The 20,376-nt window shown below is 68.1% G+C and carries 22 protein-coding genes; 13 read left to right on the forward strand and 9 right to left on the reverse strand.

What is annotated here, in order from left to right:
- Window positions 1-78 precede the first annotated feature (78 nt).
- The 3 genes from CAL15_RS07380 to CAL15_RS07390 all read left to right on the forward strand — a co-directional run bounded on the left by CAL15_RS07380 (window position 79) and on the right by CAL15_RS07390 (window position 2,904).
- On the forward strand, window positions 79-876 hold the full coding sequence (locus tag CAL15_RS07380) for a class II aldolase/adducin family protein (protein ID WP_086077980.1): 798 nt from the start codon (window positions 79-81) through the stop codon (window positions 874-876).
- 86 nt (window positions 877-962) lie between these two features.
- On the forward strand, window positions 963-1,922 hold the full coding sequence (locus CAL15_RS07385) for a Bug family tripartite tricarboxylate transporter substrate binding protein (protein WP_086077981.1): 960 nt from the start codon (window positions 963-965) through the stop codon (window positions 1,920-1,922).
- Window positions 1,906-2,904: a D-2-hydroxyacid dehydrogenase gene (locus CAL15_RS07390; protein WP_086077982.1), complete on the forward strand. Its 999-nt coding sequence runs from the start codon at window positions 1,906-1,908 to the stop codon at window positions 2,902-2,904. The genes CAL15_RS07385 and CAL15_RS07390 overlap by 17 nt, the downstream gene beginning before the upstream one ends.
- Before the next feature lie 36 nt (window positions 2,905-2,940).
- On the opposite strand, the gene CAL15_RS07395 is transcribed toward CAL15_RS07390, so the two are convergent.
- Both CAL15_RS07395 and CAL15_RS07400 read right to left on the reverse strand, forming a co-directional pair.
- A complete protein-coding gene (locus CAL15_RS07395; protein ID WP_086077983.1) occupies window positions 2,941-3,903 on the reverse strand; it encodes a tripartite tricarboxylate transporter substrate binding protein in 963 nt (320 codons plus the stop codon).
- A gap of 12 nt (window positions 3,904-3,915) precedes the next feature.
- Window positions 3,916-4,935, reverse strand: coding sequence for a dipeptidase (locus tag CAL15_RS07400; protein ID WP_086077984.1), 1,020 nt, complete (start codon window positions 4,933-4,935; stop codon window positions 3,916-3,918).
- A gap of 167 nt (window positions 4,936-5,102) precedes the next feature.
- On the opposite strand from CAL15_RS07400, the gene CAL15_RS07405 reads away from it, so the two are divergent.
- From CAL15_RS07405 to CAL15_RS07425, 5 genes are all read left to right on the forward strand, one after another.
- Entirely contained in the window at window positions 5,103-5,867 is a 765-nt protein-coding gene (locus CAL15_RS07405) for an IclR family transcriptional regulator (RefSeq protein ID WP_232468154.1), read from the forward strand.
- A gap of 109 nt (window positions 5,868-5,976) precedes the next feature.
- The gene (locus CAL15_RS07410) at window positions 5,977-7,248 is read left to right on the forward strand and encodes an NAD(P)/FAD-dependent oxidoreductase (RefSeq protein ID WP_086077985.1); all 1,272 of its coding nucleotides are present in this window, start codon (window positions 5,977-5,979) and stop codon (window positions 7,246-7,248) included.
- Between the two features lie 41 nt (window positions 7,249-7,289).
- Window positions 7,290-8,345, forward strand: coding sequence for a Bug family tripartite tricarboxylate transporter substrate binding protein (locus CAL15_RS07415; protein ID WP_086077986.1), 1,056 nt, complete (start codon window positions 7,290-7,292; stop codon window positions 8,343-8,345).
- A 43-nt stretch (window positions 8,346-8,388) separates the two neighbouring features.
- On the forward strand, window positions 8,389-10,152 hold the full coding sequence (locus tag CAL15_RS07420) for a gamma-glutamyltransferase family protein (RefSeq protein WP_086077987.1): 1,764 nt from the start codon (window positions 8,389-8,391) through the stop codon (window positions 10,150-10,152).
- A gap of 155 nt (window positions 10,153-10,307) precedes the next feature.
- Complete coding sequence (locus tag CAL15_RS07425) at window positions 10,308-10,733, forward strand: universal stress protein (protein ID WP_086077988.1); 426 nt, start codon at window positions 10,308-10,310, stop codon at window positions 10,731-10,733.
- 21 nt (window positions 10,734-10,754) lie between these two features.
- Here CAL15_RS07425 and CAL15_RS07430 read toward each other — a convergent pair whose 3' ends face one another.
- Together CAL15_RS07430 and CAL15_RS07435 are read right to left on the reverse strand one after the other, a co-directional pair.
- Window positions 10,755-11,075, reverse strand: a complete 321-nt coding sequence (locus CAL15_RS07430) for a protealysin inhibitor emfourin (RefSeq protein WP_086077989.1) — start codon at window positions 11,073-11,075, stop codon at window positions 10,755-10,757.
- Window positions 11,072-12,127 carry a M4 family metallopeptidase gene (locus CAL15_RS07435; RefSeq protein ID WP_086077990.1) on the reverse strand — a complete coding sequence of 352 codons (1,056 nt, stop codon included), beginning with the start codon at window positions 12,125-12,127 and terminating at the stop codon, window positions 11,072-11,074. Before CAL15_RS07435 ends, CAL15_RS07430 begins: the two co-directional genes overlap by 4 nt.
- A 194-nt stretch (window positions 12,128-12,321) precedes the next feature.
- Here CAL15_RS07435 and CAL15_RS07440 point away from each other — a divergent pair, with 194 nt between their 5' ends.
- Window positions 12,322-12,726: a DoxX family protein gene (locus CAL15_RS07440; protein ID WP_086077991.1), complete on the forward strand. Its 405-nt coding sequence runs from the start codon at window positions 12,322-12,324 to the stop codon at window positions 12,724-12,726.
- Window positions 12,727-12,827: 101 nt separating this feature from the next.
- Here CAL15_RS07440 and CAL15_RS07445 read toward each other — a convergent pair whose 3' ends face one another.
- The gene (locus CAL15_RS07445; RefSeq protein ID WP_157666623.1) at window positions 12,828-13,232 is read right to left on the reverse strand and encodes a hypothetical protein; all 405 of its coding nucleotides are present in this window, start codon (window positions 13,230-13,232) and stop codon (window positions 12,828-12,830) included.
- A gap of 185 nt (window positions 13,233-13,417) precedes the next feature.
- Between CAL15_RS07445 and CAL15_RS07450 the strand changes: the two genes are divergently transcribed.
- Window positions 13,418-13,960: a peroxiredoxin gene (locus CAL15_RS07450; protein WP_086077993.1), complete on the forward strand. Its 543-nt coding sequence runs from the start codon at window positions 13,418-13,420 to the stop codon at window positions 13,958-13,960.
- Between the two features lie 9 nt (window positions 13,961-13,969).
- Here CAL15_RS07450 and arsC read toward each other — a convergent pair whose 3' ends face one another.
- The 3 genes from arsC to CAL15_RS07465 all read right to left on the reverse strand — a co-directional run bounded on the left by arsC (window position 13,970) and on the right by CAL15_RS07465 (window position 16,344).
- Window positions 13,970-14,320, reverse strand: a complete 351-nt coding sequence (gene arsC / locus CAL15_RS07455; protein ID WP_086077994.1) for an arsenate reductase (glutaredoxin) — start codon at window positions 14,318-14,320, stop codon at window positions 13,970-13,972.
- Window positions 14,321-14,354: 34 nt separating this feature from the next.
- Window positions 14,355-15,809 carry a CoA transferase gene (locus CAL15_RS07460; RefSeq protein ID WP_086077995.1) on the reverse strand — a complete coding sequence of 485 codons (1,455 nt, stop codon included), beginning with the start codon at window positions 15,807-15,809 and terminating at the stop codon, window positions 14,355-14,357.
- Between the two features lie 205 nt (window positions 15,810-16,014).
- Window positions 16,015-16,344 carry a tetratricopeptide repeat protein gene (locus CAL15_RS07465; protein ID WP_086077996.1) on the reverse strand — a complete coding sequence of 110 codons (330 nt, stop codon included), beginning with the start codon at window positions 16,342-16,344 and terminating at the stop codon, window positions 16,015-16,017.
- Window positions 16,345-16,437: 93 nt separating this feature from the next.
- Here CAL15_RS07465 and CAL15_RS07470 point away from each other — a divergent pair, with 93 nt between their 5' ends.
- The 3 genes from CAL15_RS07470 (at window position 16,438) to CAL15_RS07480 (ending at window position 19,794) form a co-directional block, all read left to right on the forward strand.
- Window positions 16,438-17,964: a DUF1800 domain-containing protein gene (locus tag CAL15_RS07470; protein WP_086077997.1), complete on the forward strand. Its 1,527-nt coding sequence runs from the start codon at window positions 16,438-16,440 to the stop codon at window positions 17,962-17,964.
- Window positions 17,965-17,996: 32 nt separating this feature from the next.
- A complete protein-coding gene (locus CAL15_RS07475; RefSeq protein WP_086077998.1) occupies window positions 17,997-19,190 on the forward strand; it encodes a DUF1501 domain-containing protein in 1,194 nt (397 codons plus the stop codon).
- A 100-nt stretch (window positions 19,191-19,290) separates the two neighbouring features.
- On the forward strand, window positions 19,291-19,794 hold the full coding sequence (locus CAL15_RS07480) for a glutathione peroxidase (RefSeq protein WP_086077999.1): 504 nt from the start codon (window positions 19,291-19,293) through the stop codon (window positions 19,792-19,794).
- A 1-nt stretch (window position 19,795) separates the two neighbouring features.
- On the opposite strand, the gene CAL15_RS07485 is transcribed toward CAL15_RS07480, so the two are convergent.
- Window positions 19,796-20,248 (reverse strand): Lrp/AsnC family transcriptional regulator, encoded by a 453-nt coding sequence (locus CAL15_RS07485; RefSeq protein ID WP_086078000.1) that lies wholly within the window; start codon window positions 20,246-20,248, stop codon window positions 19,796-19,798.
- Window positions 20,249-20,376: the final 128 nt, after the last annotated feature.

The raw sequence follows: 20,376 nt of genomic DNA on the forward strand, positions 1-20,376 counted from the left end.
CCGCCCGCCATTAGAGTGCTTCGCATCGATGCCGCAGCGTGGTGCGGCGGCATCCGGCACTTCTCGGATGGTGATGTGATGGCGGATACACCCAGCCCCGGCACTCTGAAGATCTCGTCCATGCGCTCGCGCTGTTCCGAGCAGGAATGGACCGCCCGCGTGAACCTGGCCGCCTGTTACCGGCTGGTCGAGTGGTATGGCCTGTCGGACATGATGGCCAACCACATCTCGGCCCGCGTGCCGGGCGAGGACAACGCGTTCCTGATCAACCCGTACGGCATGATGTACGAAGAGATCACGGCGTCCAGCCTCATCAAGGTGGACCTGGACGGCACGATCCTGGCCAAGCCGGACTTCGGCGACCTGGACTACGGCATCAACAAGGCCGGCTACGTCATCCACAGCGCCATCCATGGCGCTCGCCACGAGGTGGACTGCGTCATCCATACCCACAGCTGGGCGTCGATGGCGGTGGCCTCGCTGGAGTGCGGCCTGCTGCCGATGACGCAGACCGCCATGCGATTCCTGAAGATCGGCTATCACGACTACCAGGGCGTGGTGCTGGATACCGCCGAGCAGGCGTCGCTGCTGCGCGACCTGGGAGACGGCGAAGCGCTGCTGCTGCGCAACCATGGCGCGCTGACGGTGGGCCGCACGGTGGGCGAGGCCTTCAACTGGATGCACCGGCTCGAACTGGCCTGCCGCTCGCAGCTGGCGGCCATGGCCACGGGCGCGCCGCTGCGGGCGGTGCCGCCCGACGTGCTGGAGGCGACCTGGAACAACTATCAGCGCGGCACGCGCCGGCCCTATGGGCTGATGGAATGGCCGGCGCTGCTGCGCAAGCTGGATCGCATCGATCCCGGCTACCGCGACTGACGCCCCAGGCGGCGTCCCGATGCATCGACCGGCGCTCAGACGCCGGCTGCTGGTAGTGAACGACACATAACCGAAGAGGAGACATCATGAGAATCGCCCAAGCCTGGCTTGCCGGCGCGGTGTTGGCGGCCGCCTGTGCCGCCCCGCCCGCGTTCGCGGCCGACTATCCTTCCCGCCCCGTCAAGGTCGTCGTGGCCTTCTCGCCCGGCGGCACCACCGACACGCTCACGCGCAGCGTCACCAACATCCTGTCCAAGAAGCTCGGGCAGCCCTTCGTGGTGGAGAACCGGCCCGGCGCCGGCGGCAACATCGGCACGGAATTCGTGGTGCGTGCCGATCCCGATGGCTACACGCTCATCGTCAACTCGGTGGGCCCGATCGCGGTCAATCCCTCGCTGAACAAGCTGTCGTACAACCCGTTGACCGACCTGCTGCCCATGGCGCAGATCGCCACGGTGCCAAACGTGCTGGTGGTTCCGCCCACCTCTCCGGTGCAGGACATGAAGGGCTTCCTGGCATACGTGAAGACGAGACCCAACCTGAACTACAGCTCCACCGGCGTGGGCACGTCGTCCCATCTGTCCAGCTACATGCTGATGGACCGACTGGGCGTGAAGGCCACCCACATCCCGTACAAGGGCGCGGACGCGGTCAACGACCTGCTGGCCGGACGCATCGATTTCATGTTCGCCACCATACCCTCCGTGATCGGCCACATCCGTTCCGGCAAGCTGCGGCCGCTGGCGGTCAGTACGCTGCAGCGCTCCAGCACGCTGCCCGAGCTGCCCACGGTGGCCGAATCGGGCTATCCCGGATTCGACGCGGGCTCGTGGTTCGGCTTCTTCGCGCCCAAGGGCACGCCGCGCGAGGTGGTGGAGCGCATCAATCGCGAAGTGAACGCCGCCATCCCGGCGCTGCACGACCAGATGCTGCGCGAGGGCGCCGAGCCGGTCGCCGGCTCGCCCGAACAGTTCGGCAAGTTCATCAAGAGCGAGTACGACAAATGGGCCGTGCTCGTGAAGAAATTCGATGCGCCCGCCCAGTAACCCCATCCGGCTGCTGTGCTCTCCCGCCGAGGCGCCGCGGCTGCGCCAGGCCTTGCAGGCCGAGGCCGGCATGCCCCACTGCGTGCTGTGCCATCCCGAACGCGGCGCCGCCACGCACGCTGACGTGGCCTTCGTGTCGCGCGACATCACCGGACGTTCGACCAAGTTCGTCACCACGCCCGAGACCGCGCTGTACTACGAGGCCATGCGGCACGCGCCGAACCTGCGCTGGGTGCACGTGCACTCGGCCGGCGCGGACCGGCAGATCTACCTGGACCTGCATGCGCGCGGCGTATCGGTAAGCACCTCGCAGGGGGCCAGCGACGCGGTGGTGGCGCAGGCCGCGCTGGCCGGCGTGCTGTCGCTGTCGCGCCGCCTGCCGCTGCTGGCGCGAGCCCAGCAGCGTCGGGAATGGCTGCCCCTGCTGGAGGACCTGCTGCCTCGCGACCTGGCGGGCCAGCATGCGGTGGTCGTGGGCTGGGGCGGCATCGCCCAGCGCATCGGCCTGATGCTGCGCATGCTGGACATGACGCTGTCGGTAGCGCGCCACTCGGCCACGCCGGTGGAAGGCGCGCACCGCACCGTCGCCTATGACGGGCTGCGCGACGTGCTGCCCCATGCCGATTGGCTGATCCTGGCATGCCCGCTGACGCCGATCACGCGCGGACTGATAGACCGCCGGGCGCTGCATGCCCTGCCCGCGCGGGCCATGCTGGTGAATGTGGCGCGCGGGCACGTGGTGGACGAGACCGCGCTCATCGAGCAGCTGAAGACGGGCAGACTGGCCGGCGCTTTCCTCGACGTCTTCCAGCAGGAGCCGCTGCCGCCCGATTCGCCGCTGTGGACCTTGGACAACACGATCGTCACCCCGCACAGCGCCGGGTTTTCGGATGGCAATGCCGGGCGCGTACGCCGGCTGTTCGTGGACAACCTGCGCCGCTGGGCAGCGGGCGAACCGCTGCGCAACCTGATGGCGGATTAGCGCGCGGACCGGCATCCCGCGGTCCGCGCTGTCCCGCTACTTGTTCGCCAGCCCCAGGGCTTTGACGATCTCGGCCTCGGCCGCGTACTGCTGCGCGGCGTACTCGGCATAGGCCGCGCCGTCCATGTACACCAGCTCCTGGCCGTATTGCGTCAGCGCGTTCTTGAACGCCTGCGTTTCGGCCACACGCTTGAAGACGTCGTGCAGCTTGTTCCGCACGGGCTCGGGCAGGCCCTTGGGCGCGGCGATGCCGAACGGCGCATAGGCCGGCGGCGTGCCGTCCAGTTCATGCAGCGTGGGCACGTCGGGGAACTGCGCGCTGCGGCGTTCGCCCCAGGTGACCAGCATGCGCATCTTGCCGGACTGCACCATGGGCAGCACGGTGGTCGATCCGGCATACGCCTGCAGCTGGCCGCCCATGATGCCCTGGATGACGTCCGATTCGCCCTTGTAGGGAATGTGCCTCCAGGTCACGCCGTTGCGCGTGGCGATCTGCTCCATCATCACGTTGGACGCGCTGCCCACGCTGGCCGTGCCGTAGGCGATGTCGCCGGGATGGGCTTTGGCATAGGCGATGAATTCCGCCCAGGTCTTGTAGGGCGCGGTCGCGGGCACCGCCACGCCCAGCGTGTAGCCGCTTAGCATCATCACATAGGTGAAGTCGCTGCGCGGGTCATAGCCCATGTCCTGGATGTGCGGCATGCGGAACACGGGGCTGGGCAGGATGGCCAGCGTGTAACCGTCCGGCTGGGCGGTGGTCAGGGCGCGCGCGCCCAGCGTGGCGCCCGCCCCGCCGCGGTTCTCGATGATGATGGACTGGCCCAGCTCGGGCGCGGCCAGTTCGGCGAACTTGCGCACCACGATATCGGTGGAGCCGCCTGCCTGGTAAGGCACCACGATGCGGATGGTGCGCTCCGGATAGGCGGCGGCCTGCGCGACCAGCGGCACCCCGGCCAGGGTGAGCGCCAGCGTGGCGCAGAGCTTGCGGATGAGACTCATGGCGTCCTCGCGTCAGTGGGACCAGATGTCGGCGAAGGCGCGCCGGAAGTTGCCGCCCAGCACGCCCAGGATCTGCGTTTCGGTCAGGCCGGCGCGCTCCAGCGCGGCGGTCAGCTGCCCGAAGTGCGCGGGGTTCGGCGTTTCCACCGGATAGCGCGTCTCCATGACGTCGCCAAACACGCTGGACACATCGCCGCCCGAGGCCGCGTACTTGGTGCGCGACATCACCATGACGTGGCGCACGGCTTCGTAGCTGTCGACGGCCGCGAAGTCGGTGCCGATGCCCACGTGCTCATAGCCCACCAGTTCGCCGATGTACTTCACGTTGGCCGCGAAGTCTTCCAGCGTGGGCTGCTGCCTGGGATCGCCGCGCCAGGCCAGATAGGCGTGGATGCTGCAGCCCACCACGCCGCCGGTGTCGGCCACGGCGCGTATCACCTCGTCGGACTTGTTGCGCGGACGCTTGATGACCGCGTTGGCGTTGGCATGCGTCAGCAGCACGGGCTTGGTGCTGTGTCGCGCCGCGTCCAGGCAGGTCTGCTCGACACAATGGCTGAGATCGATGGCGATGCCCACGCGGTTCATCTCGGCCACCATCTCGACGCCCAGCTTCGACAGGCCGGCGTTGCGCGTTTCCAGGCAGCCGTCGCCCAGCAGGTTGGCCTCGTTGTAGGTAAGCTGGATGACGCGCATGCCCAGCGTGTGGAACAGCGCCACGCGGCCGGGATCGTCGCCCAGCGGCTTGCCGTTCTGCCAGCCCATGATGAGGCCCAGCTTGCCCTCGGCCTTGGCGCGCGCGATGTCCTCGGCGCGTTCCACCAGCAGCCAGCCGGACTGCGGATCGAGGGCGCGCTGGCGCCAGGCCATGACGTCCTTGAGCGCCTGTTCGAAGTCCGAGCCCATGTCGGTCACGGTAAGGTTGATGGCGTTCACGCCGCCGGCCAGCATGTCGCGCGTGCTGCCATCGCTGAAGAACGCCAGCCCGTCCACGACAAGCGCGCGCCGGTGTAGGTCCGATGCGGTACTGCCCACGATATTTTCTCCTGACGTCGTTATCGATATGCGATAATTAAATCCGTATATCGATATATATAGCGCGTCGCCCCCGATCGGACAACGTGCGGGTTTCCCTAACCTCCCGCCAGCGGCAACCGATTTCCGGGGCAGTACGCCCACATCGTCTTTCACCAGGAGCCTTCATGTCGAAGCCGTCCGCACTGATGATCCAGTCCCTGGAAAAAGGTCTGGCCGTGCTCGAATCGTTCCGCGCTCATGCCTCCATGAGCCTGCAGGAGGTGGCCCAGGTCAACGGCATCACCATGGGCTCGGCGCAGCGCGTCACGCACACGCTCGAACAGGCCGGCTACCTGCAGAAAGACGCGCGCAGCAAGCGCTACAGCGTCACGGTCAAGGCCGTCGGCCTGGGCTACAGCTACCTGTACCGGCATCCCCTCTTCCAGCACGCGCACTCGGTGCTGCACCAGCTCAACCAGGAATGCGGCGAGATCGTCAACCTGTCGGTGCCCGACGATGAGGACCACATGGTGTTCGTCATGCGCGTCGCACCGGCGCGCCACATTCCGGTGTACCTGCCGGCCGGCACGCGCATCCCCAGCTTCGCCTCCGCGTCGGGCCGCGCGCTGTGGGCCTATCTGCCCGACGAGGTCCTGCAGCAGCGGCTGGATGCATTGCCCGCCCAGGGCTACACGCCCAAGACCACGCTGGATGCGGCCGTGCTGCGCCGCCTGATCGAACAGGCGCGCACCGATCACTATGCGTACGCCGACGAAGAGTTCTTCCGCGGCGACCTCAATGTGGCGGCCGCCGTGCTGGACGAGTCCGGCGCGCCGATTGCCGCCGTGAACATCTCCGTGCCGAAGCCGGGCTGGACGCTGCAGCGCGCGCGCAAGGAACTCGCGCCGCTGGCCATCCGGGCCGCGCGCGCCATCGGGCGCAGCGTCTGATCGCCGCGTGGCACGCGCATCGCAGGCGTGGACAAGAGGCTGGCGCGTGGCGGCGGCGCAGGCTATAAATATCGTTATACGTACTTAATTATCGTATAGCGATAACAATATGACTCAAGAAACCGCACTGCCTTCCTCCGTGGACGTCGCCATCATCGGCGGCGGCGTCATCGGCGCCAGCACCGCCCTCGCGCTCGCCCAGGCCGGCGTCAGCGTGGCCCTGTTCGAGAAAGGCACGCTGGCCTGCGAACAGTCGTCGCGCAACTGGGGCTGGGTGCGCACGCTGAACCGCGACCTGCCGGAGGTGCCGCTGGCCGTGCGCGCCAACCAGCTGTGGAACGAACTGCAGGCGCAGACGGACGTGGGCTTTCGCCGCACCGGCATCCTGTATCTGCAGGAGAACGCGGAAGATGCGGCCAGCCAGCAGACCTGGCTGGATGGCGCACGCGCATACGGGGTGGACGCGCAGCTGCTCGATCGCATGGCCGCGCTGCGCCATCTGCCCGAGTCGCGCCGCCGCTGGACCGGCGCGCTGTACAGCGCCACCGATGGCGTCGCCGAGCCGGGGCTTGCCACCCATGCCATCGCGGCGCTGGCCCGTGCACGCGGCGCCCATGTTTTCGAGCACTGCGCGGTGCGGGGCATAGATCGTTCGGCCGGCCGGGTGTCGGGCGTGATCACGGAGCGCGGCCGCGTCGCCGCGCAGGCGGTCGTGGTCGCGGCAGGCGCGTGGTCGCGCCTGTTCTGCGGCAACCTGGGCGCCGAATTTCCACAGCTGAAGGTGCGCGGCTCGGTGCTGCGCACCGACGCCTTCGACGCCGGACTCGCGGCCACCATCAATGGCAAGGACTTCACCTGTCGCAAGCGCGCCGACGGAGGCTACACGGTGTCGCAGTTCGGCGCCTCGATGGCGGACCTGGTGCCCGACAGTTTCCGGCTGGCGCGCCATTTCATGGGCCCGTGGCTGGCCAACAATACCTTCGTCAAGCTGCGCTTCGGCAAGCGATTCTTCGAAGAGCTTGCCACGCCGCGCCGCTTCGGCCATGACGGCGCATCGCCCTTCGAACGCTGCCGCGTGCTCGATCCGCAGCCATCGCACGCGGGCGTGGCGCAGGCCTGGCGCCGCCTGGTCGATGCGTTCCCGGTGTTCCGGGGCGCGCGCATCGCGCACTCGTGGGCGGGCTACATCGACGTCACGCCGGACGCGCTGCCGGTGATGGACCGCGTGCCGGGCATCGAGGGCCTGTACCTGGCCTCGGGCTTTTCGGGGCACGGCTTCGGCATCGGCCCGGCAGCCGGCGAGGCCATCGCAGGCATGGTGCGCGGCGACACGCCGGCGTTCGACATGCAGCCTTTCCGTTTCTCGCGCTTCGGACCATAGCCGAGGCGACTTTCCACCGCGCCACACAGGGGGAAGCCATCATGCATGCAAAGACATCGCAGCTTCGACGAACCAGCCTGCAGCACGGCGGCCAGGCCAACGCCAGCACGGACGCCGCGCGACGGCGAGCCTGCACGCTGCTGGCCACATGCACGCTGACAGCTGCCCTGACCGGCGGCGCGACGGCGCATGCGGCCCAATGGCCTGACCGGCCTATCCGCATGCTGGTCGGCTATCCGCCCGGCGGCGGCACCGATACGGTGGCGCGTGTGCTGGCCCAGGAGATGAGCAAGGTGCTGGGTCAGTCGGTGGTCGTGGAAAACCGCGGCGGAGCCAGCGGCACCATCGCGACCCAACAGGTGGTGCGCGCCGAACCGGACGGCTACACCGTGCTGTTCGCCACCGCATCGCCGCTGACCGGCGCGCCGCTCACGATCAAGGGACTCAACTACGATCCCATGACGGACCTGGTGCCCGTCACGCTGATTGGCGGCGGCCCATTCATCCTTGTGGCCAACACTGCGTTCGAGCCCAACACGCTTCCAGAACTGGTAGCGTATGCACGTGCGCGACCTGGTGAAGTGAACTATGCATCGCCCGGCGTCAGCACGGCCAACTATTTCTTTTCGGAGCTGCTGAACATGCAGGCCGGCATACGCACCATCCACATTCCGTACAAGGGCAGCGCAGCGCTGATCAACGACCTCGTCGCGGGACAGGTGCAATACACGCTCGATACGCCGGGCACTACCCTGCCGCTGATCCGCAACGGCAAGCTCAAGCCCTTGGCCATCTTCAGCAAAGAGCGGCTGGCGCGCGCGCCCGCGATTCCCACCGCAGTCGAAAGCGGCTTCCCCGATCTGGTCGGCGGCTCCTGGTATGGACTGCTGGTGCCCAAGGGCACGCCGCCCGCCGTCGTGGAGGCGCTCTATCAGGCAAGCGGCAAGGCACTGGCCGGCACCGAAGTGCGCCGCACGTTGGAAGACCGCGACGTGCTGGTGCAGAACATGCCGCCCGCCGAATTCAAGCAATTCATAAGGGCCGAATACGACCGCTGGAAGGCGGTCACCACCAAGCTGGGCGTCACGCCGCAGTAATTCCGCGGCCAACCACACCGCCCGCACCACATCGGAGACATGCATGACCGCTACACCCAATGCCCCCGACCTGACCGCCGGCAGCGCGCCACTGGCGATGCGTCCCACGCTGGCCGGCTTGAACCACGTGATCTCGGCGGGCCATTACCTGGCCACGCAGGCCGGCATGAACGTTCTGCAAGCGGGCGGCAATGCCGCCGACGCGGGCGTGGCGGCAGGCATCGCGCTGGGTGTGGTGCAAAGCGACATCGTCAACTTCGGAGGCGTGGCGCCATGCCTGTTCCATGATGCGCAGACCGGCAAGACCTGGAGCATCTCGGGCCTGGGCTACTGGCCGCGTGCCGCGCGCCTCGAGACCTTCCTGGAACGGCACGGCGGCACGATTCCCGCCGGCATTCTGCGCACTGTGATCCCGGCCGCGCCGGACGCATGGATCACCGCGCTGGAGCGCTTCGGCACGATGAGCTTCGGCGAAGTCGCGGCCAGCGCGATACGGCTGGCGCGCGACGGCTTCGTGATGTACCCGCTGATGGCCGAGGTGCTGGCCGAGCACGAAGAGGACTACCGCCGCTGGCCATCGAATGCGGCCATCTATCTGCCCAACGGCAAGCCGCCTGCGGCGGGCTCGCTGTTCCTGCAGGCAGACCTGGCGGCAAGCCTGCAATACATGGCCGACCAGGAACGCGCCTACGCCAGGCAAGGACGCGCGGCGGGCCTGGACGCGGCGCGGCGCGCGTTCTACCGCGACGACATCGCCGCCGCCATCGTGGACTATCACCGCGCCGAAGGCGGCCTGCTCACGCATGAAGACCTGCGCGATTTCTCCGTCGAGGTCGAGCCGGCGTTGGCCACGGACTTTCACGGCACGCAGGTGTACAGCTGCGGCTTCTGGTGCCAGGGGCCGTCGCTGCTGCAGATGCTGAACACCGTGCACGGCTGCGACCTGAAGGCGCTGGGCCACAATTCCGCGGCCTATGTGCACCTGCTGACCGAGGCGATCAAGCTGGCTTTCGCCGATCGCGAGGCCCACTATGCCGATCCGCGCCACACCCGCGTGCCGCAGGCCGAGCTGCTGTCCATGGCGTATGCCCGGCAACGGCTGGCCCTGATCGACATGCAGCGCGCGGGGCCGGACATGCCCGCGCCCGGCAGCCTGCCCGACGCGCGCAGCATCGCCGCGCGGCGAGCCTCGGACGGCGACTCGGCCCGCACTGATCCGCGCCTGGATACCTCGTACGTGGCCGTGGTGGATCGCCACGGCAACGCGTTTTCGGCCACGCCCAGCGACGGGTCGTACAACACGCCCGTCATCCCCGGCACGGGCCTGTGCGCATCGGGCCGCGGCAGCCAGTCGTGGGCCGAGGCGGGCCACCCCTGCGCGATCGGGCCGGGACGGCGGCCGCGCCTGACGCCGAGCCCGTCGCTGGCCGTACGGCCAGGACAGTACGTGATGCCGTTCGGCACGCCGGGCGGAGACGTGCAGTGCCAGGCGATGCTGCAGACCTTCCTCAACGTCGAGGTGTTCGGCATGGACCTGCAGCAGGCCATCGAGGCGCCGCGCTTCGCGACCTTCAGTTTTCCTTCGTCGTTCGAGCCGCACACCATGCAGCCCGGACGGCTGATGATCGAAGACCTCATTCCCCGCCAGGTGGGCGACACGCTGGCCGGCATGGGCCACGCGGTGAAGTGGTGGCGCGACCGCAACTGGCGCGCCGGCGCCATGTGCGCGGTGCGCCACGACGTGGAAACCGGCATCCGCTGGGGCGGCGCCGATCCGCGCCGGCCCGCCTATGCGCTGGGGTGGTGACGGCGCGCGGGAGCCATTTCGACGCTTGCAACGGCAAGCGGAAAATCGTCAGCAAATCTGTTCAGCTTCTAGTCAGGTGGTGCTAAAGCCGGTAGCCTGAAGCATGTACTACGCGTTTCGACTATCCCTTTGTTTCACTGCCCAAGGAGGCCGACATGCCGAAGATCCTGGTTCCCGTCGATGGTTCCGAATGCGCTCACCGCGCGCTGCAAGAAGCCCTGCGGCTGACGCCCAATGGCGAGGGCGTCGAGATTCACCTGCTCAACGTCCAGCCGCCGGTGGTCTCGGGACACGCGCGCATGTTCCTCGACAAATCGGAACTGCAGTCCTACTACGAGGACGAGGCGCGCGAGCCGCTGCAGCGCGCCAAGGCCGCCCTGGGCTCGGCATCCGTGCCGCATACCGAGGCCGTGCGCGCGGGCCACGCCGGTGAAACGATCGCCGAGTACGCCAAAGAGCATCATTGCGACTACATCGTCATGGGCACGCGCGGCCTGGGTGAAGTGGCCGGCATGCTGATGGGGTCGGTGGCACGCAAGGTGATTCACGCGGCCACCGTTCCTGTGATGCTGGTCAAGTAGCCGCCTCGGCTGCGAGGCGCGCTAGTCCGGCCTGCCCTGCCCCGCCTTCCATGATGCGGCCAGGGCGTCGGGCAAGCGCGCCTCGGCGACTTCGAAAGCGACCATCTCCACGGCGCCCTCGAAGATGACCTCGACGCGGTAGTAGCGCTGGTCGCCCCCGGCCACCGGCGCTGCCTGCGCGGCCGCTTCGGCCAATGCGGCGCAAAGCGTGTCGCGCCGCTGCGGGTCGCAGGCCTGCAGATCGATCTCCCGCGTCCGCGCGAGCGCGGCCAGATAGGCAATGCCGCCTTCGCGTCGCAGCCGTATGCGAGTGGCCTGTTCCAGTGGCGGCAGCGCGATCATGGCAGCACGCCTACGTCCCGCCAGGCCTGGTGCACCGCCTCGCGTACGCGCGCGTCGCTGGCCGCCGCGACGGTCAATTCGGCGAACATGCGGAAGTCGGCGCGCGCCTGCAACTGGCCCGCACTCAGTACGCGATACCAGACCTGGCCCGCCCCTTGCCATGCCGGGCCGCCCAATGCGCGCGCGGCCAGGTAGAAGGCGCGGTTGGGAATGCCCGAATTAATGTGCACGCCGCCGTTGTCCTCTTCGGTATGGACGAAGTCGCGCATATGGCCGGGCTGCGGGTCGCGTCCGATCAGCGGATCGTCATAGGCCGTGCCGGGTTCGGCCATGGAGCGCAGCGCGCGCGCGTTCACCGCCGTGGTGAAGAGGCCCACGCCGACAAGCCAGTCCGCCTGTTCGGCGGTCTGGTTGGCCGCATACTGTTTGACCAGCGAGCCGAACACGTCGCACACCGACTCGTTCAAGGCGCCCGACTGGCCTTGATAAACCAGGCCGCCCGAATGGTCGATCACGCCATGGGAAAGCTCATGCGCGACTACGTCCAGCGCGATGGTGAAGCGATTGAAGACCTGTCCGTCGCCATCGCCGAACACCATCTGCGCCCCGTTCCAGAAGGCGTTGTCATAGTCCTCCCCGTAGTGCACCGTGCCCACCAGCGGCAGGCCTCGGCCGTCGATGGAGTCGCGCGCATGCACGTCGCGAAAGTATCGATGCACGGCGCCGAGGTGGTCATAGGCCTCGTCCACGGCCGCGTCGGCGCGCGGCGGCTGGCCCTCGGCGCGCACCAGCCTGCCGGGCAACACCGTGTCGTTGCCGGCGTCATGCACACGGCGTTCGGGACGCGCGGACGCATCCGCCGGCCTGGCCGCGGCAGTCTCGGCCGGCTGCACCGCCACCGACGAAGCGCGCAGCCCATGCTGGCGGGCGTCCAGGCGCAGCGTATTCGCCGCGCCGCTGGCGGCGCGGCCCGTCGCCCGCTGCGACAGCCTGTCCAGCAGATATGGCGGGATCAGGCAGCGCGGCATGGGCTGGGACACGATCACTGTCATGGAGACTCCTTCGAAGGTTATGGGTTGAACGGGATGTATGGGCGGCTCCACCGGCGTCTCGCCACAGGCTGTACCAGCCGCACGGGATTTGCCATAATGGCGCGCCCGTGCCAACCACCGTGCCGGGCGGGCGCGCCACGCCGGCTTCGTATCGTGCCGCGCGACCTCCCCAACCGACTCCAGCGAGAACTCTCATGGTTAGATCCGACGATACCGGCAAACTGATACTGCGCCTGAGCCTGGGCATCCTGATCCTGCTGCATGGCCTGGCCAAGCTGAGCTCCGGCGTCGGCGGCATCGCCGGCATGCTGTCCTCGCACGGACTGCCCGGCTTCCTGGCCTACTTCGTGTACGTGGGCGAGATCCTTGCTCCGTTGCTGGTCATCATCGGCATCTGCACCCGCCTGGGCGGGCTCATCATCGCCATCAACATGGTCGTGGCCATCATGCTCGCCCATTCGGGCCAGATCGCCAGCACCACGAATACCGGGGGCTGGGCCCTCGAACTGCAGGGCATGTTCCTGTTCTCGGCGCTGGCGCTGGCCTTCATGGGCGCCGGCCGCTTCAGCCTGGGCGGCACGTCGGGCCGCTGGAACTGATCGCGGCGCCGCCGGCCTCGTGCCGGCAGCGGGCTTTGCACGGGGTCGCTCAGGCGGCCCCGTTTGCATGGCGCGCGCGATGTCGGCCAGCGCCCCCGAGGTCAGCGTCCGTACACCGGACCATACGATGATCCGTACGGCGACGGACGCACGGGCGCCTGCGGCCGCGGCGCCGGCGCATACCCTGGCCGCGCGGCCGGAAGGCCATACGACGGCGACGAAGGCATGCTGGGGCGCGACGGCGCGCTGGGCGCGGATGGCATCACCGGCACGACGGGCACGACCGGCTGGATCGAGATGACGCCGCGCTGGCCGGGCTGCGGCTGCATGGGCGGCAAGGCGCTGTTGCCTCCAGGCGGAGCCGCGTAGGCCGGCGGTTGCGGGGTGGTCGAATACACGCGGCCGTTCTGCTGGGCCGATGACTGGGCGTGGGCCTGCGCGGCGGCAAGCATTCCCAGCAGCGCCAGCCCTGCGGCGATCATGCCGCGACATTGAAGGTGATGCATGGCGGATCCTCCCATGAGGCCTATGCCGTTAGCGTCGGCGAAACCGGCGGGGGCGTCAACCGCGCGGCGTAAGCGGATGTACCGGCGCCGGCGCAGCCTTTCGGGCCGGGCGCCGCGGCGGGCTGGACCGCGGCATGAACTGTGGCTATAACGGCAGCATACGCCAGCCGCCGTCCGGAGCCGCCATGAAACACCCTGTCCTCGCCGTCGTTTTCACCCTCACCCTGGGCGCGGCCGCCGCCGCCCATGCCGCGCTGCAGGCGGGCAGCCAGGCGCCCGACTTCACCGCGGAGGCGGCGCTGGGCGGGCAGGCCTTCACGTTCAAGCTCGGCGAGGCGCTGGCCAAGGGCCCCGTGGTGCTGTACTTCTATCCCGCAGCCTTCACGCAGGGCTGCAGCCTGGAAGCCCGCAGCTTCGCCGAGGCCATCGATCAGTACAAGGCGTTGGGCGCCACGGTGGTCGGCGTGTCGGCCGACAACATGGAAACGCTGAAGAAGTTTTCGCTGGCCGATTGCGCCGGCAAGTTCGCCGTGGCCGCCGATGCCGACCGCAGCGTGATGCGCCGCTACGACGCGGTGCACCAGCGCAACCCGGACATGGCGCAGCGCATCTCGTATGTGATCGCGCCGGACGGCAAGATCCTGTACGAATACACGGACATGAACCCCGAGCGGCACGTCGCCAACACGCTGAAAGCGCTGCGCGACTGGAAGGCGCGGGCGGGCTGAGGCGTCGCTTCAGGGCAGCAGTTCGCGCACCACGTCGGCGGGCCGGCACAGCCGCGCGCCTCGCTCGGTGACCACGAAGGGCCGGTTGATCAGGATGGGATGCTCGACCATCGCATCCAGCAAGGCGTCGTCCTGTACCGCGGCGTCGTCCAGGCCCAGTTCCTGATACAGAGGCTCCTTGGCCCGCACCGCTTCGCGCACGGTCAAGCCGGATTGCTCGATCAGCCCCGCCAGCGTCTGGCGCGATGGCGGGGTCTTCAGGTATTCGATGATGGTGGGCTCGATGCCGGCATCGCGCAGCGTCTGGAGGACGGTGCGCGAGGTGCCGCAGCGGGGGTTGTGATAGATGGTCGCGGACATGGACTTGCTTGAGCGGGATGGCGGGTTGAACGGATCAGCGATTGAACGGCCACACCGGCGGGTGCGTGCCCGGCGGCTCGGAGGGCCGGTCCCAGCGGGCCGGCGTCTCGGACAACTGCGCGCTGTGGCGCACGGCCTCGAGCATGCCGAAGCCGGAGGGCTCGGTGTAGACCAGATTATCGATCGACGGCATGGCGCGCGCCAAGCCGTCCGGCACGCGGCCCAGCCCCCGTACCCACAAGGCCGTGCGAGCCAGCGATACGCGCACGTGCCAGCTGCCGCCTTCGGTGGCCTGGCGCGCCAGCGCGGCCAGTGCCCCGAATGCCATCAGGTAGCCCGATGCATGATCCAGCAACTGCACCGGCAGCGGCTTGGGCGCTTCCTGTCCGGCGGCCTGCGCCTCGGCGTGGTTGAAACCGGTGGCGGTCTGCACCAGCGAGTCGAAGCCGCGCCGCATCGCCCAGGGACCGGCGTGTCCATACGCCGACAGCGACACGTAGACGATGCCCGGGCGGATGCGCGCGGCGTCTTCCGGACCGAAACCCAGGGACTCCAGGCCTCCCGGCCGATAGCCCTGCACGAACACGTGCGCGCGCCGCAGCAGGTTGCCCAGCGCGATGCGGCCATCGGCGGTCTCCAGATCGGCATGCACCGACAGCTTGCCGCGGCTGGTGTCGGCGATGTTCTCGATGTTGGGCAAATTGGGTGAATTCACCAGCATGACGTCCGCGCCATGCGCGGCGAGCGCGCGCCCGCACACCGGGCCGGCGATGATGCGCGTCAGGTCCATGATGCGCAGGTCCTGCAGCGGCCGCAGCAGGTCGCCATACGACGGCAAGGGCCGGGGATCGGCTTCGCCGATGCGTTCGATGGACACCACGGGCTGCGCGGCCACGGCCTGTGCCTGCGGGTGCGCGTCCCACGTGTCGAAGTCCCGCATGGCAGCCACCACCAGCCCCGCGTCGGCCGCCGCCTGCTCGAAATCGAACGAGCGCCACTTCTGCAAAGCCTGCTCGACGGCGGCGCGCGGCGTGCCGTCGCCCGTGGGACAGCCCAGCAGCGCCAGCGCGCCATCGCGGTGATGCGCGAAATTCGCGTGGATGCGCACCCAGTTGCCGTCGCCACAGCGATAGAGGCCGCTGATCTTGTCCCAGATGTCGGGCGCGACGCCACCGATCTTGAAGTGGCTGCGGCATTCCTGCGCCGCGTGCAGCATGTCCACCGTGACCCGCTGGCGCCGCCTTCCGCGTAGATGCCAGATCTCGGCGGCTGCCAGCGCCGCGGCCGCGATACTGGCCTGGGCCGCGGTGCCCACGGCGAACGACGAGGGCAAGGCAGGTTCGCGGCCCGGCAGCGAGACGTATCCCAGCGCCTCGTCGGGCATGCCGGCGTCGTGCCACAGACGCTGCAGGGCCTGTGGCGCGCGCGTCGTCTCCTGTGCCGCTGCCGGCGGCGATGCCGGGCGGGTGTTCTGTGTGGAAGATCCCATGGATATGCCGTGATGAATCTGTCGTGGCGCGTAGTCCGGTCCTGTGGATTACAGGACCCGCGATGACGCGCGTCAAGCAAGCCGCGGGCCGCTGTGTTTCACGGTTTGACCGGCCCGTGCGCGAACCCAAGCCCGCGCGTCCGCCACGCGGCCGGAGCGCGCGATGACGGGCCATGCAATGTCACATCTGTACCTCGTCCTTACATCAGCCCTGCCCCGCCTCGCGCTCCAGGCGGCGCAGGAAGACCTGCAGTTCCTTCACGACCTGCGCATCGCCGCGCGCCTGCGCGGCCTCCAGACCGGACAGCCAGGCCTGGCGGGCCTCGTCGCGCTGGCCCAGTCCCAGCAAGGCCTTGCCCAGCCATTTCCAGGCCACCGAATACCCTGGGTCGAATCGCAGCGCGGCACGCAGATGCTCCACGGCCGCGGCATGATCCTCCGACTCGGCGCAGGCCTTGCCCAGCGTGTAGCGCAGCAGCAGATTGTCCTGCCCCTTGGCCAGCATGCCTTTCAGGCGGTCTATCATCGGATCCATGTGTCGTCCTCCATGCCGGCATTCACGTTTGATCTCCGGATGATATGCGACGCGCCATCGATGTGCGGCAAACGCCCGTGAACGGGAGTAGGAATGACTGTACTGACGAAGATCGTCTGCCATGTCTTGTGCGGCATCGTGCTGGTCTGCGCCCACGCGCAGGCCGCCGACGCGCCGCCGCTATGGGCGCAGGTCAATCGCATCACCTGGGGCGTGACGCCGCAGGAGCTGCGGCACGCCGGCGAGCTCGGCTGGGACGCTTATCTGGACGCCCAGCTCGAGCCCGATTCCGCCGCCACGCTGCCCGCCGACGTGCAGATGCGGATCGATGCGCTGTCGATCTCGCGGATCGATTCCACGCGGGCCTATCGCGCGCAGGTGGAGCGCCAGATCGAGATCCGCGAGCTTCCCACGGAACAGCGCGTCGAGGCCGCGCGCGCGAATCGCAAGACTGCCGCTACCCGGCTGAACGAGGCGGGCCAGCGGACGGCGTGGCGGGCCCTGTACTCGCCGAACCAACTGCACGAGGTCATGACGTGGTTCTGGCTGAATCACTTCAGCGTCTACGCGCCCAAGGGCAATATCGGCACCTTGGTCAGCGACTATGAGGAACACGCGATCCGGCCGCATGCGCTGGGCAAGTTCCGCGACCTGCTGCGCGCCACGGCCCGCTCGCCCGCGATGCTGCTCTACCTGGACAACGCCCGCAACATCAAGGGCAGGCTCAACGAGAACTACGCGCGCGAGTTGATGGAGCTGCACACCATGGGCGTCGATGGCGGCTACAGCCAGCGCGACGTGCAGGAGCTGGCGCGGGTACTGACCGGGCTGGGCGTCAACGCCAGCGGCAAACCGTTGAAACTCAGCGCCGCGCAGCGCGGCGCGCTGGTGGAGGACGGGCTGTTCCAGTTCAATCCCGCTCGCCACGACAACGGCGCGAAAGCCATTCTAGGCCACAGGATCGAGCCAGGCGGCATGGACGAGATCGATGCCGTGCTGGACATCCTGGCGCGCCATCCCTCCACCGCGCGACTCATCAGCCGCAAGCTGGCGCAGTACTTCGTGGCGGACCGGCCCAGCCAGGCGCTGGTGAACAGGATGGCGCAGACTTTCCTCGAAAGCGACGGCGACATCGCCCGTACGCTGCGCACGATGTTCGACTCCGCAGAGTTCGCCGCCTCGCTGCGCACGGGCAAGTTCAAGGACGCGCTGCAGTACGTGTATTCATCGTTCCGGCTCGCCTATGCCGACATGCCGCCGATACGCAATGTGCAGCCCGTTCTGCTCCAGATCAATCGCCTGGGACAGGGGCTGGCCCGGCGCATCACGCCCGACGGCTATCCCATGGCACAGTCCGACTGGGCGGGCTCGGGCCAGATGACGGCGCGATTCGACGCGGCGCGGGTCATATCGTCGGAACGCGGCCGCCTGTACATCGACACCTCCGATGCGCCCCGCCCGGAGTTGCCTGCGGCAAGCCGTCTCGTGGATGCATACGGGCGCGAAGGCGGCCCGTTCGCATGCCTGGCGCCCGCCACGCTGAAGGCAATAGAGCAAGCGGCGAACGTGCCCGACGCCAACGCTCTGCTGTTGTCGTCCCCCGAGTTCATGCGTCGCTGATGCGGCCTTCTTGCCACCCCGGAGAGCCCCACATGGATCGCCGTCGTTTCCTGACCCACGCCGCCTCCCTCCCCCTGCTGTTCCATGGCGCGCGCCTGTACGCGGCGCCGGCCGCCGACGCGCGCCTGCTGGTCGTGTTCATGCGCGGTGCCTACGACTGCGCGAGCCTGCTGGTTCCGACAGATAGCGACTTCTACTATGAATCGCGCCCGAACATCGCCATCGCCAGGCCGGGCACGGCGCCCGATGCCGCGGTGGCGCTTGTCGACGGCTGGGCCTTGCATCCGGCGGTGGCGGAAAACCTGCTGCCCCTGTACCGGCAGGGCGAGCTTGCCTTCGTGCCGTTCGCGGGCACCGACAATCTCAGCCGCAGCCATTTCGAGACGCAGAACAGCATCGAACTCGGCCGGGCCGGCGCCGCTCGCGGAAAATCCCGCACGGGCTTTCTCAACCGCCTGTCCGCGCTGCTGTCCGAGGACACGCGCAGGCCGGCGGCGTTCACGCGCGACGTGCCGCAGATACTGCGCGGCGATCTGGGCGTGCCCAACATCGACCTGGGTGGCGGCAGCCGCAAGTCGTCGCTTACCGATGAACGGGCGCGCGTCCTCGCCGACATGTACAGGGGCACCGACCTGGCCGCCCCGGTGGACGAGGGGCTGATGGTCGCCGGCCAGGTCAGCGAGGCCATGCTGAAAGAAATGGCCGAAGCCAACGGCAAGGCCGGTTCCGCGCAGGCACTGGAGCAGCAGGCCAGGCGTATCGGCTCGTTCATGGCGGACCGCTACAACATCGGCTTCGTCGACGTGGGCGGCTGGGATACGCACGTATCGCAAGGCAGCTCGACGGGGGCGCTGGCATCCAATCTTGGCCGCCTAGGCCGGGCGCTTGCCGCCTATGCCGACGCGATGGGCCGGGCCTGGAGAAACACCACGGTGGTGGTCATCAGCGAGTTCGGGCGCACGTTCCGCGAGAACGGCAACAAGGGCACGGACCACGGGCACGGCACCGTGTACTGGGTGCTGGGGGGCAACGTGAACGGCGGCCGCATCGCCGGGCGCCAGGTGAAGGTCGAACAGGCAACGCTGTTCCAGGACCGCGACTTTCCCGTCCTCACCGACTATCGAGACCTCTTCGCAGGCCTGTTTGGACGGCTGTACGGCCTGGGCCCGGCCCAGCTCGAACGCGTCTTCCCCGGCGTCAGGCCGCGGGACCTGCAATTGGTGTGACCGCGCAGACTCCGAAAACCACTCAGCGGCGGGAACCTCGCCGCGGCGCTACACTTTGGCCGCTGGCGGCTGCCGCCCCTCGCCCTCACGGAGGTTCTGCATGAGCACCACCCTGTTCGATTTTTCGGCCCGCGGCCTGGACGGCCAGGAGCGCCCCTTGTCCGAGTTCGCCGGCCAGGTCGCCCTGGTCGTCAACGTGGCGTCGCAATGCGGTTTCACGCCCCAGTACTCCGGCCTGGAAGAGCTGTATCGCAGCTATCGCGACCAGGGCTTCACCGTGCTGGGCTTTCCCTGCAACCAGTTCGGCCATCAGGAACCGGGCGACGCGGCCGAGATCCGCGGCTTCTGCGACACGCAGTACGGCGTTACTTTTCCGATGTTCGACAAGATCGACGTGAACGGCGCCGATGCGCATCCGCTGTATCGCTGGCTGAAGGAACAGAAGCCCGGCCTGCTGGGCACGGAAGCCATCAAATGGAACTTCACCAAGTTTCTGGTGGGGCGCGACGGCCAGGTCATCAAGCGCTATGCGCCCACCGACGCGCCCGCGTCGTTCAAGAGCGACGTCGAAGCCGCCTGCGCCCAACCGGCGGCCAGCGTTTGAGCTAGCGCAGCGGCGGCAGGCGCCGCTTCAGCGGCGTGGACTTCACCAGGGCCGTGTTCGTTTCCGCGTACTCCACGATGCGGTCCAGCACGGCGTCCAGTTCGCCGATGGACCGCAGCACCACCCGCGCATAAAAGCAGTCTTCCCCCGTGACCTTGTCGCATTCCACGAACGCGGGAATGGCGGGAATGAGCTGCTCGACCTTGCGCAACTGCCCGGGCAGCGGCCGGATGCGCACGATGGCCTGCAGGCTGTAGCCCAGCGCGGCGGGGTCGATCTCGAGCGTATAGCTGCCTATCACCCCCGAGTCTTCGAGCCGGCGCAGGCGATCGGCCACGCTGGGCGGCGACATGCCGACCTGTCGTGCCAGATCGGCGGCGGTGGTGCGCGCATTGGCGGTAAGCAGCTCGACCAGGCGGCGATCGGTCTCGTCCAGGGCAGGATTTTCGTTCATAAGGTATTTCCTGGTTTTGGCTAAATATTGAAGGAAAAATCCGACATCAAAGAAATTTCATACATGTACCTTCCTGATTGTGCCTGGGATAATTTTCATCATCCACCACCCTGATGATGCCGCCCCGC

It is taken from the genome of Bordetella genomosp. 13 (assembly GCF_002119665.1).
Lineage (GTDB): Bacteria > Pseudomonadota > Gammaproteobacteria > Burkholderiales > Burkholderiaceae_B > Bordetella.

What these genes read in the sequence shown, in the direction of transcription:
- CAL15_RS07480 (WP_086077999.1), top strand. Translation starts at nt 19,291, where the DNA reads ATGAGCACCACCCTGTTCGATTTTTCGGCCCGCGGCCTGGACGGCCAG.
- CAL15_RS07385 (WP_086077981.1), top strand. Translation starts at nt 963, where the DNA reads ATGAGAATCGCCCAAGCCTGGCTTGCCGGCGCGGTGTTGGCGGCCGCC.
- arsC (WP_086077994.1), bottom strand. Translation starts at nt 14,320, where the DNA reads ATGTCCGCGACCATCTATCACAACCCCCGCTGCGGCACCTCGCGCACC.
- CAL15_RS07395 (WP_086077983.1), bottom strand. Translation starts at nt 3,903, where the DNA reads ATGAGTCTCATCCGCAAGCTCTGCGCCACGCTGGCGCTCACCCTGGCC.
- CAL15_RS07415 (WP_086077986.1), top strand. Translation starts at nt 7,290, where the DNA reads ATGCATGCAAAGACATCGCAGCTTCGACGAACCAGCCTGCAGCACGGC.
- CAL15_RS07380 (WP_086077980.1), top strand. Translation starts at nt 79, where the DNA reads ATGGCGGATACACCCAGCCCCGGCACTCTGAAGATCTCGTCCATGCGC.
- CAL15_RS07460 (WP_086077995.1), bottom strand. Translation starts at nt 15,809, where the DNA reads ATGGGATCTTCCACACAGAACACCCGCCCGGCATCGCCGCCGGCAGCG.
- CAL15_RS07445 (WP_157666623.1), bottom strand. Translation starts at nt 13,232, where the DNA reads ATGCATCACCTTCAATGTCGCGGCATGATCGCCGCAGGGCTGGCGCTG.
- CAL15_RS07425 (WP_086077988.1), top strand. Translation starts at nt 10,308, where the DNA reads ATGCCGAAGATCCTGGTTCCCGTCGATGGTTCCGAATGCGCTCACCGC.
- CAL15_RS07405 (WP_232468154.1), top strand. Translation starts at nt 5,103, where the DNA reads ATGTCGAAGCCGTCCGCACTGATGATCCAGTCCCTGGAAAAAGGTCTG.
- CAL15_RS07475 (WP_086077998.1), top strand. Translation starts at nt 17,997, where the DNA reads ATGGATCGCCGTCGTTTCCTGACCCACGCCGCCTCCCTCCCCCTGCTG.
- CAL15_RS07465 (WP_086077996.1), bottom strand. Translation starts at nt 16,344, where the DNA reads ATGGATCCGATGATAGACCGCCTGAAAGGCATGCTGGCCAAGGGGCAG.
- CAL15_RS07420 (WP_086077987.1), top strand. Translation starts at nt 8,389, where the DNA reads ATGACCGCTACACCCAATGCCCCCGACCTGACCGCCGGCAGCGCGCCA.
- CAL15_RS07410 (WP_086077985.1), top strand. Translation starts at nt 5,977, where the DNA reads ATGACTCAAGAAACCGCACTGCCTTCCTCCGTGGACGTCGCCATCATC.
- CAL15_RS07435 (WP_086077990.1), bottom strand. Translation starts at nt 12,127, where the DNA reads ATGACAGTGATCGTGTCCCAGCCCATGCCGCGCTGCCTGATCCCGCCA.
- CAL15_RS07440 (WP_086077991.1), top strand. Translation starts at nt 12,322, where the DNA reads ATGGTTAGATCCGACGATACCGGCAAACTGATACTGCGCCTGAGCCTG.
- CAL15_RS07390 (WP_086077982.1), top strand. Translation starts at nt 1,906, where the DNA reads ATGCGCCCGCCCAGTAACCCCATCCGGCTGCTGTGCTCTCCCGCCGAG.
- CAL15_RS07470 (WP_086077997.1), top strand. Translation starts at nt 16,438, where the DNA reads ATGACTGTACTGACGAAGATCGTCTGCCATGTCTTGTGCGGCATCGTG.
- CAL15_RS07485 (WP_086078000.1), bottom strand. Translation starts at nt 20,248, where the DNA reads ATGAACGAAAATCCTGCCCTGGACGAGACCGATCGCCGCCTGGTCGAG.
- CAL15_RS07450 (WP_086077993.1), top strand. Translation starts at nt 13,418, where the DNA reads ATGAAACACCCTGTCCTCGCCGTCGTTTTCACCCTCACCCTGGGCGCG.
- CAL15_RS07430 (WP_086077989.1), bottom strand. Translation starts at nt 11,075, where the DNA reads ATGATCGCGCTGCCGCCACTGGAACAGGCCACTCGCATACGGCTGCGA.